This window comes from Campylobacter sp. JMF_11 EL3 (genome assembly GCF_027736965.1).
In the GTDB taxonomy this organism is placed as follows: Bacteria; Campylobacterota; Campylobacteria; order Campylobacterales; family Campylobacteraceae; genus Campylobacter_B.
The window spans coordinates 92,168-109,495 of the sequence record NZ_JAOVTJ010000003.1 but is presented as its reverse complement, the minus strand read 5'-3'; the positions used below and the strand labels follow the sequence as shown (position 1 = coordinate 109,495).

The following is a 17,328-nucleotide window of genomic DNA, read 5'->3' as shown; positions in this document are numbered from 1 at the left end:
GGTTATCTATCTGTCTTTAAAATATCGACCAAAACGCCATCAAATTCGTCTTGTTTATACATTTTTATCTCTTTGACGACGCTAGCGTTATCGTCTGTGATGACGCGATTATTTACCAAAGTATCCTCGATGAGTTTGAAAACAAAGGCGTGGTTGCTGATATCTGCCATTTGACTTTTAAAGCCCATAGATAGGCACACAGGGCCCTCTATACGCACGCCACGCAAATCTTTGGCGACATACAAATTCGCGATTGTGCGAACCATTTTTTTCGCCATTTGCGCGTGTTCAGATGAGTTTATGACATCATTTAGTCCGAAATTTTCCATTAAAAGCGGAATTTTCACCCTAGCTAAGATTCCTAATTTTTCGTCACTGCAACTTTTGCGCAAAAACGAAATTCTCACCTTGCACGGGATTTTTGTGTTTTTCTTGCGCACGGCTACTGGCGTGAAATACTGCGCGCTTTTGCTCTGCGACTTAGCAGCAGCAGTTTTCGAGCCCTCGTAAATTTCTTGCAAGGTTTTATTTTTAGACGCTAGGTTAAATTTCGGCTTGCTTTTGACCGATTTTTTTGTAGCACTTTGCAAATCCTGCTCCATGCTAGCCTCGCCAGTGATTCCGGCACTCGTGGCTGGTTTTGCCCCCTCGCGCAAAATAGATAAGAAATTTGCCTTGATTTTTTCGATTTGCTCTGGGCTTAGGCTCATTTTGTCATTGAGGCTCTCTACGCCAAATTGTCTTGGGAGGAAATTTATGATTTTTTTATCTCGCCCTACTATGCGCACGCGCCCTTTTACCGAGTCTTTGAGCGTATATTCGCTACCTTCGATCAACTCTTTTATCAACTCTTTTGGGGTTAATTTTTTGTTTTCACTCATTTTCAAACACCACTTTATTAAATTTATTTATAAAATCCAAAGGATTCACACTCACACCATTTATAGCAATCCCAAAGTGCAAATGTGGCCCACTCACGCGCCCGCTAGCACCGCTTAGCCCTAGCTTATCGCCACCGCCTATTTTATCACCTACTTTTACCAAAATTTTACTTAAATGATAATACTGCGAATACACGCCAGCACCATGGTCTATCACCACGGAACCACCAGCGTAATATCTGTCCTTTGCTATCACGACCACGCCTTCGCCCACGCTATGCACATCTGTGCCCATAGCAGCGCGGTAATCCGTGCCCGAGTGGTAGCTTTTCAGCTCGCCATTAAAGGTGCGCGCATTGCCAAATGCGGATGTAATTTTAGCATTTGAAGGTAATAAAAAAGGTTTTTGTAATAAAATTTTTGGCGTAGTTTTAGCGTAAATTTTGTTTGCTTCGGCTAGTTCGCGCTCTATGCGAGCTTTGGCCTCTTTTGGCGGTTTTACCTTAGACGGAGCGACGGAAAATGCCTCGCTTTTGTAATCGCCTTTGATTAAATTTATAATCTCGGTTGTGGTTTTGCCATCTTGGGTGATTTTGAGTTTGATATCGTTTTTGGCTCTGTAATTTGCAGCGATGATTGCAATTTTTTCATCACTACCCAGTGAATTTACGAGGGGAATTTTTTTGCCATTTGCTAAAATTTCACTCGTGTTTTTGTTAAATTTCAAAACAATTGCTTCACCATTTACTATCGATAAAGCAAAAATTTTAACCGCACATAATGCTAAAATCGCCAAAATTTTCATTATTTTCCCAAAAATTTGTTATTTTTCATCAATTTTTTGTTAAAAATTAGCTAAAAAAAATGAAATTGCTGTTATAATAACTAAATTTCTATTTTAAAAGGATTAAACATATGAAAAAATTTTTATTAATTGCTTCATTTGTAGTTTCTAGTTTTTTGCACGCTGATGTCGTAGCAAATCAAGAAGTCATCGCAGCGACTAATGTTATGAGATCATTTGGCGCATCTAGCGGTTTCCATGTAGATCAAAAATATCTACAAGGCGCAAAAGCAGTAGCAATTCTAACAGATGTCAAACGCCTAGCAGCTGGCGCTTCTATCCAATACGGCGATGGAATTTTTAGCGTAAAAAATGCTGATGGCACATGGAGTGCTCCGATTTTCATCAAATACAAAGGCTTTGGCGTAGGTATCCAAGCAGGATACGAGACAAGCGATGTTGTGCTACTTTTCCACACAACTAAATCTTACCAAGATGTATTCACAGGTGCTGATACACTAGAAGTAAGCGCTGGTGCAGCATTTGGCGGACACGGTGCGAAAGCTGGTCGCGCTACTGATTTACCTGATATTTCAGCATGGATTGCAACCCCAGGCGAGCAAACAGGCTTGTATGCTGGCGTAACAATCGATAGCGGTCGCATCACAATCGATGATCAACTAACAAACGATTATTATGAGAGAATTTACGCTTACGAGGATATTTTAAACGATTCTCCACGCAATACAGAACACACTAAAAACCTAAAAGATGTTCTTTATAAATACCTAACAATGGGCAATGTTGCCTCAGGTAAAAATGTAGGCGCAAATTATGAGTTTGCAAAAATCGAGAAAAAATACGCTGATGGCAAACCAATCGTTTCTGACCGCCCTTACAAAAAAGGCGCAAAAGCAAGCAAAACTCAAACAAAAAAATAATTTCTCAAATTTAGGCTCTCGCTAAGGGAGCCTAAAATTTATCCATTAAATTTATCTATGAAATTTCACACTAAACAACAAATCGTTTAAATTTAATCAAATTTTCGAAAATTCTGCCAAATTTAACCTATTTTTTATATATATATGAATAAAATACAAGTTCGTGTCTCGTTAGCTCAGTTGGTAGAGCATCTGACTCTTAATCAGAGGGCCGCAGGTTCGAAGCCTGCACGGGACACCACCAAATTTTCCTTTGAGCTTTATTTCGTTTCCGATAAAATACAAAAATTTCAATTTTATAGTTGTAATCGTTTTTTGGGTCAGTATTTTGGTAAATACAAAATTTAAAACATAACGAAAATTCCATAAATTTTGGATTTTGCGCATAAAATAAATATCGCAAAAGCAAAAAATCAAACAAAAATTTAAAAAGGCAGGCAATGAATAGAATTTTTATCACAGGCGATACACACGGCGGCTGGCGTGGATTTAGCGGCGAAATGGCACGATTTAAGAAGTTCGAAAAATTCGAAAGTGCGCTTTGCAAAGATGATTTTTTAATCATCGCTGGGGATTTTGGCTTTGTTTGGAATATGTTTCAAAGCGACGCGCGCGAGGAGCAGTGGCTAAAATACTTCAATGAGCGTAAATTTACCACGCTTTTCATCGACGGCAACCATGAAAATTTCGACCGATTAAACGCCTATGAAATCAGCGAATTTGCTGGTGGCAAAGTGCATAAAATCAGCCAGAGCGTGTATCATTTAATGAGGGGGCAAGTCTATGAAATCGCAGGGCGCAAAATTTTCACCATGGGTGGCGCGCTTAGTATCGATAGAGATATGCGAGAGCTTGGGGTTTCGTGGTGGGAGGACGAAATGATAAGCCAGGCTGATATCTGCGAAGCGAACGCAAACCTCGCAAAACACAGCTTTAATGTCGATATCATTATCACGCACACCTGTCCTAGATTTGTCATACCGCGTGTGATAAAACTATCAATGGCGGCGAAAATTGATGATATAAATTCGAAAATTTTGCAGGATTTTTACGACAAAATAGAGTTCAAAAAGTGGTATTTTGGGCATTTTCACGAGGATTTTAAAATCGATGATAAATTTCGGGTGATTTATCAAGAAATCGAAGAAATTCGGCTTTAAATTTAAAAAAAACTTAAATTAATAAAATTTTGTAATTTTTTTATGTTCTAGCACCTTTTTGCGATAAATTATATCTTTTTTTTTTTTAAGAATTTTTATTATTTCGCTTAAATTTTTAAGTAACTTTTTATTTAATAAATTTTAAAATCCATTTACATTTTTTTAAAGGAGAGGAAAATGAAAGTTAAGTTTTTATTACTTAGTTCAGTGGTTGTTGCTAGCTCAGTATTCGCAGCTGACGATTTGGCAAAACTTGCAAAAGATAGTGGCCTACAAGCACTACCTAAAACTGCTGCTGAAATCGCAAAACTTGCAGAGAGTGCAGCACCAGATGCAAAAGATTTCCCAACAACTGACAAAAGAGTTGAACTTGGTAAAAAATTATATTTTGACCCAAGAATTTCAAGAAGTGGAATCATCAGCTGTAATACCTGCCACAACCTAGCAATCGGCGGAACTGACGGCGTTCCAGCTTCAACAGGTCACAAATGGACTCCAAACCCACACCATATCAATGCGCCTACAACACTAAACTCAGTGTTCAACTCAGCGCAATTCTGGGATGGTCGTGCAGCTCACCTAGCTGAGCAAGCAGCAGGTCCAGCAACAGCTGCTCCTGAAATGGCTGCAACTCCTGAGAGCGTAGAAAAACTACTTAACTCAATCCCAGGCTATGTTAAAGAATTCCAAGATGCTTATGGCAAAGATACAAAAATCACTTTCGATCTATTCGCTACAACAGTGGGAATTTTCGAAAGAACACTTGTAACTCCATCAAGATATGATGAGTTCTTAAACGGCGACTCAAAAGCCCTAACTGACGCCGAAAAAGAGGGTCTAAAAACATTTATCGATAAAGGTTGTGTATCTTGCCACAACGGAATCAACCTAGGCGGCACAATGCAACCGTTCGAAGTAGCAGGCAAATACGAATTCGCTAATGTTGGCGATTTCAAAGGCGATGCTAACGGTATGGTTAAAGCACCAGTTCTAAGAAATATCGTAGATACTGCACCATATTTCCACAATGGCGCAATCTGGTCACTAAAAGACGCTGTTAAAGCAATGGGTAGCGTTCAACTTGGTATCGAAATCAGCGATGATGAAGCAAACAAAATCGTTACTTTCTTCAACGCTCTAAGCGGAAAACTACCTGATGCAGCTCTAAAATACCCAGTATTGCCAGCTAGAACAGATGCTACTCCAAAACCAGAGTTAGATTACTAAGGTTTTATAAATTCTCGTCGGACACACAAAGCTTGCCAAATTTGGCAAGCTTTTTTTATGCCCGAATTTTCTCACTAAATTTCACAGCGAAATTCATGGCGAATTTTCACTCGCTCTCGTAAATCATCTGGGTGCCATTAAATTCAGCAAGTGCGCGCGGGAATAGATACTCGCCACGAAAAAACGGCGCGTCAATATAGGTGTAAGCGGGGGTGAAATTTGGATAAATTTGCGCGATTTCATGCTCGATTAGCGTGGTGCAATACAAATTTGGCTCAGTCGATTTTGCCAAAACAAACTCCTCGCCAACGCGCAAATTTAGCGAATTTATCAAATTTCGCTTCTCTTGTGCGCTTAAAAAATTTATCCTTGCTACGCCAAATTTACGCGCACGAGATACAAACTCATCTAGCGAGCTTATCACGACGCTGTTTTGAGCGTATCGCTCATCGCTGATTGCGTGCAGGATTTGTGTCGGCGCAGTATCTATCACTACCCCCACATGCGAATACTTCCACTCGCTCATTTGCGCGATTAGCAAGCTATCAAACTCATCGCCTAGGCGAAAAACCAGATCGCCGGGCGCTAAATTTGGCAAATTTGTTAAATTTTGCAAATTTAGGGTTTGAAATTTTAAGCTTTTATCTTGGAAAAATTGCGGTAAATTTTGGCGGATTTGCGGGATTTGCACCGCCAAAAAAAGCGCAAATCCCAAAAAAATAAAAAACGAAATTTTAAATTTCATAAACTATCGCCATACTACCTTCCAATCGCCTTGATGATTTTTGCGCACCCTGGCGTCAAGTTCTTCGGTAGTGCCGTCGCCAAAGGTGATTTTGACCTTCATTCTGCCAGCGTCTTTGCCGATATTTTTATCGGTGATTTCGATTGTTTTGCACCCTCCGCGCCTCATAGCGTCTCTTGTGGTGGTGCCTGACATCGAGTCTAGCTTGCTCTCTACCTTGCGCTTTGTGGCCTCGTCTTTCATTTGGCTTTCGCTTAGATACACTAGGCTCGCGCCTTTTTCGATATCTCCTTTGCACCCTACCGAATCGACATAGCTTTTCACCACTTCCTCAGGACCTTCGCCACAACCCACAAAAACTAACATTATAATCGCTGAAAATAACCTTTTCATCGCTACTCCTTAAAATTTAGAAAATATTCACCTTCCACTCGCCTTTGTGATTTTTGCGCACTTTCATCATATCATCTATCGTTTTGCCATCTTTAAAAACTATCCGCACTTTCACCGTGCCGACATCCTCGCCGAGATTTTTATCTACGATTTCAATCGATTTTAGACCGTTATGTTTTTTGGCTACTTGCATAGCCTCGCCTACCAACATACCCACTTTGCCCTCTAATGCAGGCTTGACACTTTCATCTTGCATATCTTCTTTGCTAAGATAAATAAGGCTTGCGGCTGTTTTTGTATCGCCAGCATACCCTGCTTCCAAAAAGCCCTTTACCGTATCATCGACACTACCGCCACCACAACCGATTAGAAAAAACATAGCAAAAAACGCTAAAATTAACCTTTTCATACTCTCTCCTTAAAAACTGATTTCTTTAATATCGGCGATTTTTTTGAACGCATTGTAGATTTGACCTACATTTGCAATGCGGTTTGCCCTGATAGCCTTGTCATCTACATTTATCATTACTTTTTCAAAAAACATATCGATTTTATCTTTCAAGCCAAAAAGCGCATTTAGGTAGCTCTCAGGCTCGTTTTGGCTCACGCTAATCGCCTTAAACGCCGAATTTAGCTCGCTCTCAGCTTCATTTTGGAAAAGCGCTTCATCGACAGCACCGATTTTTTCATCTTTTATGATATTTGATAGGCGTTTGAAGGTGTCGAAATTATCCTTAAATTTATCATCTTTTGAAATTTTATCCAGCGCCATAATCGCGCTACCAAGAGCCTTTATATCATCTTCGCCGCTGTTTAGGCACGCTTTTATAATAGATGGATTGACATCGTAAATAGCATAAAGTCTATCTTTGATAAAATCCAACAATTTATCGCTATCAAGCCCAGAATATTGCACCGCTACATTTTTAACTAGCGCCCCCAAATCCAAATTTAGCCCCAAATTTTGCACGATTTTGATAATTCCAGCGGCCGCGCGACGCAGTGCGTAAGGGTCTTTGTTTCCGCTTGGAATTTTATTTATGCTAAATAGACCTGCTAGGCTTTCAAATTTCGTAGCAACCGCCACGAGCGACGAAAACACGCCAGCAGGAAGCTCACTGTCCTCGGAATTTGGCAGGTATTGCTCATAAATCGCGCGCGAGATTAGCTTGTCTTTGCCCGCATGCGCAGCGTAGTAGCTTCCCATAATGCCTTGAAGCTCGCTGAATTCGCCCACCATAGTGCTAAGTAAATCCGCCTTGCTAAGCATTATCGCCTCTTCTAGCGCGCTAGTATAATCCCCACCAAACTCGGCTTTTAACTCTTTATCCCAAAATTTAGCAATCTCTTTTGCGACAGAGATTTCGCGGACTTGCTTATCATAAATCGAGCCAAGCCCGCTTAGATACGAAACGCTTTTTAGTTTTTCTGGATTTAGCCCCGATTTTAGATCGCTTTGCCAAAAAAACATCGCATCGCTCAGTCTTGCTCGCAAAACTTTCTCGTTTCCACGCACGATTAGGCTGTTATCATCGGTGATTGCGTTGCTTGCGACGACGAAATGATTACTTAGCTTGCCATTTTTGAAAACTGGGAAATAGCGTTGATTTTCCTTCATCGAAGTGATGATTACCTCTTTTGGCACTGCCAAAAACTCAGCCTCGAAACTGCCAAGTAGCGCGGTTGGGTGCTCGGTAATGGCGACAACCTCGCTTAGCAAATCCTCGTCGATTTCGATTGTAACGCCATTTGCGCTCTCGATTTCTTTAAATTCGGCTAGGATTTTTTCTTTGCGTTTTTGTGCGCTTAAAATCACGCCGTGTTTTTCCAAAAGCGCAAAGTATTCCTCTGCGCTAGTAAATTTGACCTTTTCATACCCAAAGCTTCTGTGTGGGAAAAACGCTAGCTCGCTTTTTACGCCGTAAATTTCAAACTCCACGCTATCATTTCCTAGCAAGCAAGCCACACTTCGAAGTGGGCGGATAAACTCGAATTTGCCCTCGCCCCAGCGCATAGCTCTACCGAAATTTAAACTACCCAAAAACTCCTCAATCATCGCACCTAGCACGCTTTTGCTAGGCTCGCCTTTTTGCACGCTCTCGAAATACAGCACCTCTTTGCCATCAATTTCTTTGAATTTCAATTCACTCTCGCTAATTCCACATTTGCTAGCAAAGCTTAGCGCAGCCTTACTCCATGCGCCGTCTTTTAGGGCGACTGATTTTGGCGCGCCGGTTTGGACGATGAGGCTGTCGCTTTGTGTGCTAGCGAAATTTTCGTGGCAGATGACAAATCTGCGAGGGGTAAATTCGAAGCTAAATTCGCTTTGCAATCGGTATTTTTCCAAAACCGCACTCCATTTTGGCGCAATGTTTTTGTATTCCTTCAAAAACGGGATCGCTGGGAGTTCTTCGACTCCAATTTCAATAAGTAATTTCATTTTTTTCTTCCTTTTTTTGATTTCGTTTATTATTTTTTTCTATCATTTGTTTGTTAAAGCCGATGACCAAAAACGCCATAAACAGCACAAATGCGGTCATCATAAGCAGATGTATCATTGAACTATAAACTCCTTTTGCTCATCATAAATCGTAAAATACGCGTTGTTAAATTTTGCGTTTTTTTGATTTTTGATTTTGCCTTTTTTGGAATAAATTTTATATTTTCGCCCATTTACCACGATTTGCCCGTCCGTCACATCGCCCCAAATTTGCGCTACGACATCGCCCGGAGAGAGGGTGTGATAGTTAATCTCTTTTAGCGTGTATTTTTCGATACTGCCGATATTTCCGTGGTTTTTGAGGATTTTTGCCTCGCTAAGCTCGAATTTTTTCCTATAAATTTTGGCTTTTTGCACGGCAAGATCTAGCCTATCGCCCACGCTAACGCCACTTAGCCCATACACAAACACGCCCTTGCTACCTTGCGAAATCGCGCTTCCGTGCTTGTCGGTGTAGGTTATGACTGCGTTTTTTAGGATAAATGGGGCAGAATTTACATCGCCGTAAATTTCAGAAATTTGCGCCTCTTTTAACTCTAAATTTGGGCTTTGCACGGCTAAACTTTTGGGTTTGTTTGGCGAAATTTTTTCACTGCTTAAAATAAAGCTAAGCGCGATATGATCGGAGCTTTGTGCCACGCTTTCGGCCTTAAACGAGCCTTTTTTATAGCCAAATTTTGCCTTGCCAAAAAAATCATCGCTAAGTAAAATATGATCTAGCAAAGCCCCGCTATCATGGGATTTGCACGCGATTAGTTTATTTGCAAAGCAGACATTATCGCTCCACAAATCGACAAATTTGCCCTCGCCCAAAATTTCGTTTAAAAGCGAATTTTTGCCAATGCCGGTGTTAAAATCACCCAAAATCACGCTGTTTTTTTTGTTTTTTATAATTTTTGCTAAAAAATCAAAACTCTTTTTTCTATCCCCGATAGGATTGCGTGCAGAAAGCATGTGCAGGGCATACACGCTAAATTTCGCCCCCTCAAACTCAAAATCCGCTCTTAATATATCACGAGTTTTGACACTACTCATGCGGTAATACTCGCTCGAAATTATCGGGATTTTTGATAGCACCGCCACGCCAGCTGGGGCTGATTTGGGGTTTGAAAATTTATAAAATTTATACTGCGTTTTATTTGCCAAAGCCTTTAAAACGCCTTCGTTTTCAATCTCTTGAAGTGCGATTATATCGGCGTTTATCTCTAAAATTTCGCCCGCAATTTTATTTAATTTTTCTTTATATTTTGTCTTGTTCCATTTGCCTGATTCTAGGCGGAAATCCTCGTATTCGTTGCCGTTGTTTTCGCCGTCAAAGAGGTTTTCGACATTGTAAGTGGCGATTTTCAGCTCTGCGCCAAAGAGTGCGAGTGCGACAAAAAGTAGGGCTAAAATTCGCAAATCTCGCTCCTAAAATCAAATTCGCCCAAATTTTGGCGAATCGCCTCGTATGTGATAATGCCCACGCTCGTGGCCAAATTTAGACTTCGCCCAAGCGCAGTCATAGGGATTGTGATACAATTATCTCGGTTTATACGCATGATTTCTAGTGGCAAGCCGTGACCCTCTGCGCCAAAAAATATAAAATCATTTTTTTGAAATTTTGCCTCGTAATACAGCTTGTTTGTCTTGGTTGTAGCGAAGAAAAATCGCTCTTTGTGCGCCTCGTTTGCCGCGTAAAATTCGTCCCAGCTCTCCCAAACTCTCAAATCCAAATTCGCCCAGTAATCAAGCCCGGCTCTACGCAAATGCTTATCATCAATGACAAAACCAAGCGGTTTGATTAGGTGCAATCTACTGCCACAATTCACGCACATGCGCCCAATCGAGCCTGTGTTTGTGTGGATTTCGGGATTTACTAAAACGATATTAAACATCAAGCCTTCCTTATTAATTCAAACCGATGATTTTACTAAAAACTCTCTAAATTTACGCTTTTTTGCGGGAATTTTCTTTGAATTTAGCGCGAAATTTAATCAAATTTTGCCTTCAAAATTTCTCTTATCTCATCTTTTTGACAGCGCCAGATTTCATTTGCGATTTCTTTGCCCTTAAATCCGTCATTTATAACGGCTTCGCTTCCTACTTTTGAAGCGAATTTGCGCTCATATAATTAATCATTATGGCAGCAAGGATATCACTCTACAATACTTTTTTATCTTTCCATCATAAATATTTCCCACAAATCTTGCGGAATAAGTTCTCCTAGCGTTTTTTCATCCGGCACATCAACATGTCCCCAACGCCCACGCCATGTTTCCCAAGTTAGAATATTGATCGTATAAGGAAATTTGGCTGTTTTGACATTTTTGGAAAGAGTTATTGCATATATAGGGGTATGTCTATCTATTTCATCTATCTCTTTAATTATTTCTGGTGAGCATTGTTTTTTAACCTCTTCCGGAAAGCGGTCTTTGCCTGTATTTACTCTAATGCCGTATTTTGCAATCGCTTCTTTGCATGATAATGGCGGTTCATAATTAAAATAATTGCCATAAGCCAAATAATAGCTTACAATTTTATTGATTTGTTCTTCATTTAAAAAATAAGCGGTTAAATTGCTTCCTAGCAAAATAGGTTTTTGTGAATTTTTAACATCATATAAAGCGCAATCATTAATTCCGTAACCTTTAAGACAAGATAAAAAGTATTTGTCATCACCGTGATTAAAATATCTTGAATCAATTCCCATACCTTCAATAATTGGTATATTTTCTCGGTCTAATAAAACCGCTTTTTTTGGATTGGTAATATCATAAATTTTGCAATAATCAACCATATTTCCATCTTCCATAACGCAAACTTGGAAATATTGTTTGTTGTTTTTACTAAAATATTTGTAATTTTGACTGAAATAATAGCGATAGTTATCTTTATATTTGTAATCGTATGCAATCGACTGATGAATATCTTCTTTTTCGCAGTCTTCCATATCGCTTTCGTTACCAAAAGCGTAATTACAAAATAAATTTTCTAACTCTTTATTTAGTGCGGGTAGATTGGTTTGCACAAATTCGACATCATAGTCTTTTTCATGCTTATAACTTACTACTTTGGCTTCTAATGGGTTATTTGTAGAAGCATTTTCTGCCATTGTCAATATAGGGGTAGATAAGCATAAAACTACGCTTAATAAATATTTTGTTTTCATTTAAAACCTTTCCAAGCTAATATATAGTGAGTAATTGCACATATTTTTGTTTTATCAAATTTATCATTTTCTATACCTTACTTAACCCAAATTTATAAAATTTACAAATTCAAATTTGCCAAATATTTTTTAATTTCATCTTTTTGACGGCGTTTGATTTCATTTGCGATTTCTTTGCCTTTAAATCCGTCATTTATGACGGCTTCGCTTTTTATTTTTGAAATAAATTTTTTCTCATAAATTCCAAGTTTTTTAGCACTATTTACGCGAGTTTGGTTATACGCACCCAGCCACGAATTTATCGGCATTTGCAGTGAAATTTGCATTAATTTTTCATTATCAATTTTTTTATAAAAAGGCTCGATTAAAATGCGCTTAAAATGCGAATTTAGCTTTAAATTTTCTAAAATTTGCTTTTTGTCTAAGCTTAACAAATTTAAAACAGCGTATAAAAAAAACGCCTCGTCGCTTACAAATTTTCGCCCATTATCGATAAAATTTGCGATTTTTGCGCACCGCTCCCGCGAAATTTGCACGCCAAAAATTTTCTCAAACAGCCCCAAATCGTGTAAAATTTTAAGCCCCAAACCCTGAAATTTAGCCCTAAAAAGCTTGATTAGCTCAGCGCAAATCCGCTCCACACTCAAATCAGAAGTATCAATCTGGCGCATTAATTCCAAGCTTTTTGGCTCGATATCGAAGCCAAACCGCGCCGCAAACTGCACCCCGCGATACACTCTTAGGCTATCTTCGACGAAGCTTTTTTCATCGACAACGCGCAAAATTCGGGCCCTTAAATCATTTAAACCGCCGTAAAAATCCAGCACCTCGCCACTAAAAATATTTATCATCATCGAATTTATCGTAAAATCCCTGCGCCTAGCACCGATTTTTTCGTCATTTGCAAGGGCTACTTCAAAGGCTTTGTGCCCCACTCCGACCTTGTTTTCGGTGCGAGGCAGAGCGATGTCGAAATTGTGAAATTTATAGACGAAAAACTGCTTTCCAGTCCCAAGTGCGCCAAGCTCGCCCATAATTTCGCTAAATTTTTGCGGATTTATATCATAAACTTCGATGTCGATGTCGCCGCTTTCGCGCCCCAAGAAAAAATCGCGCACGAAACCGCCGACGAAATACGCTCTTTTTGTATGTTTTTTAAGAAGGTCGAAAATAGCGATAAAATCGCTATTTTGATAGATTTTCAAGTCTGTTTTCGATACTCGCAAGTAAAAATTCCATAAATTTCAAATTCAGCTCGACCCTAGCCTCGATATCTGCGCTATCGAAGGAATTTAGCCCCTCAAAAAGCACCAATATCCGCTCTCTAACCGCGCTTAAAAACGCCACCTCATCGCTATTTGCGCCAGCCTTGCTTTTAGGCGCATTAAAATTCATCTCGCTAAAATTCAAGCTATCATCATCGCCTAAATTTTGCGCAATCTCGTCGCTGTCTAAATCAGCACTCAATTCATCGTTTGAGTGCTCGATAAACTCAGCAAAACTCACCGCGCTGGTAGAATTTTGCGAATTTTGCACCTGTTTTTGCGCCTTAATTTCGCTTTTTACAGCGTTAATGATATCGTTAAATTCGTTCTCATAATCCATTTATTAGCCACCTTTTAAGCTCACGATTTTTATGCCCACCAGGACTTAGGAAAATCTCGCTCATTTGCATATTTACACCGCTTTTTATCCTGTGATTTAATCTCACTCTGGCAAATGCCACCCTAGCGTCGCTATCGTTTGGATCTACGCGCAAGAGCGTGCGCGCAAGCGCCAAAGCGCCGTAAAAATCGCCCTCGCACTCCATTTTTAGGATTTCTTCTATCGCTTCGCCCATTTTGCGCCCAGATTAAAATTTATGCGTATAATCGCTGATAATAGAGCCAATTTCGCTTGTTGAGCAGATCTCTTTGGCGTCAAATTTCGCTATATCTTTGGTGCGGTATCCATCACGCAAGACCGATTTCACGGCGTTTTCGATACACTGCGCCGCTTCGGCCTCATTAAATGCGTATCGTAGCATCATCGCAGCACTCATTATGGTTGCGATCGGATTTGCAATTCCTTGACCTGCGATATCAGGCGCAGAGCCGTGAATCGGCTCGTAGATTCCTACCTTGCCACCGATACTAGCACTCGGAAGCAACCCAATCGAGCCACAAATCATACTCGCCTCATCACTTAAAATATCGCCGAATAAATTCTCGGTTAGTAGCACATCGAACTGCTTAGGATCGCGCACGAGTTGCATTGCAGCGTTATCGACATACATTTGCTCGATTGAGACTTCTGGGTATGATTTTGCCACCTCCGCGACTACTTCGCGCCAAAGCTGGCTAGTTTCTAGCACATTCGCCTTATCGACTAGTGTGATTTTTTTGCCCCGTTTCATCGCCGCTTCAAAGGCGATTTTCGATACTCGCTCGATCTCTTCGTAGCTATAAACCATAGTGTTAAATGCGCTTTTTTCGTGTTTTTCGCGTGGTTGTCCGAAGTAAATTCCGCCCGTTAGCTCGCGCACGACCAAGATATCCACGCCTTTGACAGTTTCTGGTTTAAGAGTGGAAGCGTTGATTAATTCATCAAAAATGATTGCCGGGCGCAGGTTTGCAAACGCACCAAGCTCTTTTCTAAGTTTTAAAAGTCCGCTTTCAGGGCGCAAATGTCGCGCTAAATTGTCCCATTTAGCCCCGCCAATCGCACCAAAAAGCACAGCGTCGCTTGCTTTGGCGGCATTTAGTGTCTCATCAGGGAGCGGAACGCCGAAAATATCGACAGCGCAACCGCCCATTAAATGGTAGTCGAAATTTAACTCAAAGCCAAATTTATGGCTCACACTATCTAAAACCTTAACCGCTTCTTCCACGATTTCAGGGCCGATTCCATCGCCTTTTATGACGCAAACATTATAAGTTTTCATAAATTTCCTTAATTATTTCATTTGAGATTTCGCATAATTTATCGCGCCACCTGCATTTAGCAGTTTTTGCATAAATGGTGGAATTGCGCCGAATTTATACTGCGTATTTTGGGTCAAATTTTGGATTATTCCCTTATCCAAATCGATTTTTAGCTCATCGCCTTCGCCAATTTCATCAGTTTGGTCGCACTCTAAAATCAAAAGCCCCATATTGAAGCTGTTGCGATAAAAAATCCTAGCGAAATTTTTCGCGATTACGCACGAAATACCTGCCGCTTTTAGCGCCATTGGAGCGTGCTCTCTACTGCTGCCGCAACCAAAATTTTTACCAGCTACGATGATGTCGCCTTGCGAAATTTTGTTATAAAAATCCTTGTCAGCGTCCTCCATAATGTGCTTTGCAAGCACATCTGCATCAGATGTATTCAAATATCTAGCCGCGATGATGATGTCCGTGTCGATATTGTCTGCAAACTTCCATACTTTTGCCATAATTTTCACCTTTTCAGTTTTAAAATAAACTTTTGATTTTAGCAAAACTTAGATTAAATTTAAATCAATTTAGCCAAAAAACAGCGTATGAATTTTGCAAAATTTTAAAAATTCAGCCAAATTTTAAATTTTGGAATTTTGCCCTAAATTTGGGAATTTTTTATAAGTTTAAGTTTTGTTTTATAAAATTTGGGTATAATTAAAGGTTATTTTTGCAGACAAGGAGATTTGATGGCAGTATCAGCAAAAGAACTTAACTCTACGCTTGAACAATTTTTTGAAGAAAACCAAAAAAGCTACATAACCTTTGAAAGATTGATTAAATTTTTCGATATAGCTCCAAAGACAGCTGTCGTAAAAAAAATCGAAACTCTTATCAAAAAATACGATGTGGAGCTTATTTCGGCTGCTGAAATTTCAAAAATCCGAAATATCGAGGACGCAAAATTAAAAGAAGCTACCCAAAAAAGGCTACTTGACGAGGGCTGGGACGATGATTTTGATATCTCAAATGATGTCGAGCTTTTGGAGTGGTCGCGTTCTGATAGCCCAGTGCGTATGTATCTGCGCGAAATGGGGCAAATCCCGCTTCTAACCAAAGACGGCGAAATAGAAATCAGCAAAAAAATCGAGCTTGGCGAGGATATCATCATCGACGCGTTTTGCTCTGTGCCATACCTAATCGACTTTATTTTGGATTACAAAGAGCCTTTAATCAACCGCGAACGCCGCGTAAAAGAGCTTTTCAAAAGCTTTGATGATAGCGACGAAGAGGGAGCTGAGGACGAGGACATCGACGATGATTTTAGCGATGATGAGAGCGAGGGCGAAGATGAGGAAAAAGAGGTCAAAAAAGCCCCTAAGAAAAACGACAAACGCACTCTAAAAGTCATCGAAAGCTTCAAAGCCCTAGACAAAGCCAAAAGAGAGTGGATGAGATTTGCCGAAAAAAACGCCGAACAAATCAAAGATAGCAACGACACACTATCTAAGCTAAATTTGGCATTTAAAAAGAAAATTTTAAAAGAAAAGCTTATGGATTTGGGTCCAACTAGCAAGCTAATTACCGAAATCGTAAAATCAATGGAAACAGCCCTTAAAAGCGACGCAGGGTTTGACAAAGAGCTAAAACGCCTAGAATACAAGCTTCCAATGTTTAGCCAAGAGCTTCGTGAAAACCACGAAAAAATCCTAAAAGACATAACAAAACTAAGCAAAGAAGATATCATCGCCCGTGTGCCAGAAGCAACCATGGTATCGACTTATGTGGATATCAAAAAGCTATTTTTGACAAAAGAGGCAAGCAAAAAAAGCTTCAACTTAGAGCCTGAGAGACTAAAAGAAATTTTAGAGCAAATCAAGCGTGGCAAACGCATAAGCGACAACGCAAAAGCGCGCATGGCAAAGTCAAATTTACGCCTAGTTGTGAGTATCGCCAAACGCTACACAAACCGTGGATTGCCGTTTTTGGATCTAATCCAAGAGGGAAATATCGGACTTATGAAGGCTGTGGATAAATTCGAATATCGCAGAGGATACAAATTTTCTACATACGCCACATGGTGGATACGCCAAGCCATATCGCGCGCAATCGCCGATCAAGCCCGCACAATCCGTATCCCAATCCACATGATTGAAACTATCAATCGCATAAACAAAATCACACGCAAATATATCCAAGAAGGTGGCAAAGAACCAGATATCAATGTCATCGCCGAGGAAGTGGGACTTAGCGTGGATAAGGTCAAGCAAGTCATCAAAATCACAAAAGAGCCAATCAGCCTAGAAGCGCCAATCGGCAACGAAGACGACGGCAAATTCGGCGATTTTGTCGAGGATAAAAACTCAATCTCGCCAATCGAGCAAATCCTAAAATCAGATTTAAAAGAGCAAATCGACGATATTTTAGAGCAGTTAAACGATCGCGAGCGCACGGTGATTCGCATGAGATTTGGGTTATTAGACGATGAGAGCGACCGCACCTTAGAAGAAATCGGCAAAGAGCTAAATATCACCAGAGAGCGCGTGCGCCAAATCGAAAGTTCTGCGATCAAAAAGTTAAAACACCCAAAAATCGGTCGCAAACTCAAAACCTACATTGAATCTTAAAATTTAAATTTCGCCCTTTTTG

Annotated in this window: 19 protein-coding genes and 1 tRNA gene; 5 read left to right on the top strand and 15 right to left on the bottom strand. The window is 40.1% G+C overall.

Annotated elements, in window-relative coordinates; all coding sequences use genetic code 11:
• Positions 1–2: 2 nt before the first annotated feature.
• Both OFN67_RS05595 and OFN67_RS05590 read right to left on the bottom strand, forming a co-directional pair.
• Positions 3–881 carry a hypothetical protein gene (locus OFN67_RS05595; protein WP_270873544.1) on the bottom strand — a complete coding sequence of 293 codons (879 nt, stop codon included), beginning with the start codon at positions 879–881 and terminating at the stop codon, positions 3–5.
• The gene (locus tag OFN67_RS05590) at positions 874–1,686 is read right to left on the bottom strand and encodes a M23 family metallopeptidase (protein ID WP_270865123.1); all 813 of its coding nucleotides are present in this window, start codon (positions 1,684–1,686) and stop codon (positions 874–876) included. The genes OFN67_RS05595 and OFN67_RS05590 overlap by 8 nt, the downstream gene beginning before the upstream one ends.
• 110 nt (positions 1,687–1,796) lie before the next feature.
• On the opposite strand from OFN67_RS05590, the gene OFN67_RS05585 reads away from it, so the two are divergent.
• The 4 genes from OFN67_RS05585 to OFN67_RS05570 all read left to right on the top strand — a co-directional run bounded on the left by OFN67_RS05585 (position 1,797) and on the right by OFN67_RS05570 (position 4,993).
• Positions 1,797–2,606, top strand: coding sequence for a lipid-binding SYLF domain-containing protein (locus OFN67_RS05585; protein WP_270868729.1), 810 nt, complete (start codon positions 1,797–1,799; stop codon positions 2,604–2,606).
• 165 nt (positions 2,607–2,771) lie between these two features.
• Positions 2,772–2,847 (top strand) — tRNA-Lys (locus OFN67_RS05580).
• A 199-nt stretch (positions 2,848–3,046) separates the two neighbouring features.
• Positions 3,047–3,766, top strand: coding sequence for a metallophosphoesterase family protein (locus tag OFN67_RS05575; RefSeq protein WP_270868730.1), 720 nt, complete (start codon positions 3,047–3,049; stop codon positions 3,764–3,766).
• 177 nt (positions 3,767–3,943) lie between these two features.
• A complete protein-coding gene (locus OFN67_RS05570) occupies positions 3,944–4,993 on the top strand; it encodes a cytochrome-c peroxidase (protein WP_270858218.1) in 1,050 nt (349 codons plus the stop codon).
• A gap of 106 nt (positions 4,994–5,099) precedes the next feature.
• Here the strand turns inward: OFN67_RS05570 and OFN67_RS05565 are convergent, their stop codons facing one another.
• The 13 genes from OFN67_RS05565 to OFN67_RS05505 form a co-directional block, all read right to left on the bottom strand.
• Positions 5,100–5,738, bottom strand: a complete 639-nt coding sequence (locus tag OFN67_RS05565) for a YiiX/YebB-like N1pC/P60 family cysteine hydrolase (protein WP_270868731.1) — start codon at positions 5,736–5,738, stop codon at positions 5,100–5,102.
• Positions 5,739–5,741: 3 nt separating this feature from the next.
• A complete protein-coding gene (locus OFN67_RS05560; protein ID WP_270868732.1) occupies positions 5,742–6,131 on the bottom strand; it encodes a DUF4878 domain-containing protein in 390 nt (129 codons plus the stop codon).
• A gap of 16 nt (positions 6,132–6,147) precedes the next feature.
• The gene (locus tag OFN67_RS05555) at positions 6,148–6,540 is read right to left on the bottom strand and encodes a DUF4878 domain-containing protein (RefSeq protein ID WP_270866001.1); all 393 of its coding nucleotides are present in this window, start codon (positions 6,538–6,540) and stop codon (positions 6,148–6,150) included.
• A 9-nt stretch (positions 6,541–6,549) separates the two neighbouring features.
• Positions 6,550–8,571, bottom strand: a complete 2,022-nt coding sequence (glyS, locus tag OFN67_RS05550; protein ID WP_270866000.1) for a glycine--tRNA ligase subunit beta — start codon at positions 8,569–8,571, stop codon at positions 6,550–6,552.
• Positions 8,555–8,689, bottom strand: a complete 135-nt coding sequence (locus OFN67_RS05545; protein WP_270868733.1) for a hypothetical protein — start codon at positions 8,687–8,689, stop codon at positions 8,555–8,557. The genes glyS and OFN67_RS05545 overlap by 17 nt, the downstream gene beginning before the upstream one ends.
• Positions 8,686–10,032 carry an endonuclease/exonuclease/phosphatase family protein gene (locus OFN67_RS05540; protein WP_270868734.1) on the bottom strand — a complete coding sequence of 449 codons (1,347 nt, stop codon included), beginning with the start codon at positions 10,030–10,032 and terminating at the stop codon, positions 8,686–8,688. The genes OFN67_RS05545 and OFN67_RS05540 overlap by 4 nt, the downstream gene beginning before the upstream one ends.
• Positions 10,020–10,508 carry a tRNA (cytidine(34)-2'-O)-methyltransferase gene (locus tag OFN67_RS05535; RefSeq protein WP_270868735.1) on the bottom strand — a complete coding sequence of 163 codons (489 nt, stop codon included), beginning with the start codon at positions 10,506–10,508 and terminating at the stop codon, positions 10,020–10,022. The genes OFN67_RS05540 and OFN67_RS05535 overlap by 13 nt, the downstream gene beginning before the upstream one ends.
• A 278-nt stretch (positions 10,509–10,786) precedes the next feature.
• Positions 10,787–11,782, bottom strand: coding sequence for a hypothetical protein (locus tag OFN67_RS05530; protein WP_270868736.1), 996 nt, complete (start codon positions 11,780–11,782; stop codon positions 10,787–10,789).
• A gap of 101 nt (positions 11,783–11,883) precedes the next feature.
• The gene (locus OFN67_RS05525) at positions 11,884–12,987 is read right to left on the bottom strand and encodes a CCA tRNA nucleotidyltransferase (protein WP_270868737.1); all 1,104 of its coding nucleotides are present in this window, start codon (positions 12,985–12,987) and stop codon (positions 11,884–11,886) included.
• Complete coding sequence (locus OFN67_RS05520) at positions 12,968–13,387, bottom strand: CiaD-like domain-containing protein (RefSeq protein ID WP_270868738.1); 420 nt, start codon at positions 13,385–13,387, stop codon at positions 12,968–12,970. Before OFN67_RS05520 ends, OFN67_RS05525 begins: the two co-directional genes overlap by 20 nt.
• Positions 13,377–13,622, bottom strand: a complete 246-nt coding sequence (locus OFN67_RS05515) for a hypothetical protein (RefSeq protein WP_270865993.1) — start codon at positions 13,620–13,622, stop codon at positions 13,377–13,379. Before OFN67_RS05515 ends, OFN67_RS05520 begins: the two co-directional genes overlap by 11 nt.
• 12 nt (positions 13,623–13,634) lie before the next feature.
• Positions 13,635–14,705 carry a 3-isopropylmalate dehydrogenase gene (gene leuB / locus OFN67_RS05510; RefSeq protein WP_270868739.1) on the bottom strand — a complete coding sequence of 357 codons (1,071 nt, stop codon included), beginning with the start codon at positions 14,703–14,705 and terminating at the stop codon, positions 13,635–13,637.
• A gap of 12 nt (positions 14,706–14,717) precedes the next feature.
• Positions 14,718–15,197: a 3-isopropylmalate dehydratase small subunit gene (locus OFN67_RS05505; RefSeq protein WP_270868740.1), complete on the bottom strand. Its 480-nt coding sequence runs from the start codon at positions 15,195–15,197 to the stop codon at positions 14,718–14,720.
• 231 nt (positions 15,198–15,428) lie between these two features.
• Between OFN67_RS05505 and rpoD the strand changes: the two genes are divergently transcribed.
• Complete coding sequence (rpoD, locus tag OFN67_RS05500; RefSeq protein WP_270868741.1) at positions 15,429–17,306, top strand: RNA polymerase sigma factor RpoD; 1,878 nt, start codon at positions 15,429–15,431, stop codon at positions 17,304–17,306.
• Positions 17,307–17,328 lie beyond the last annotated feature (22 nt).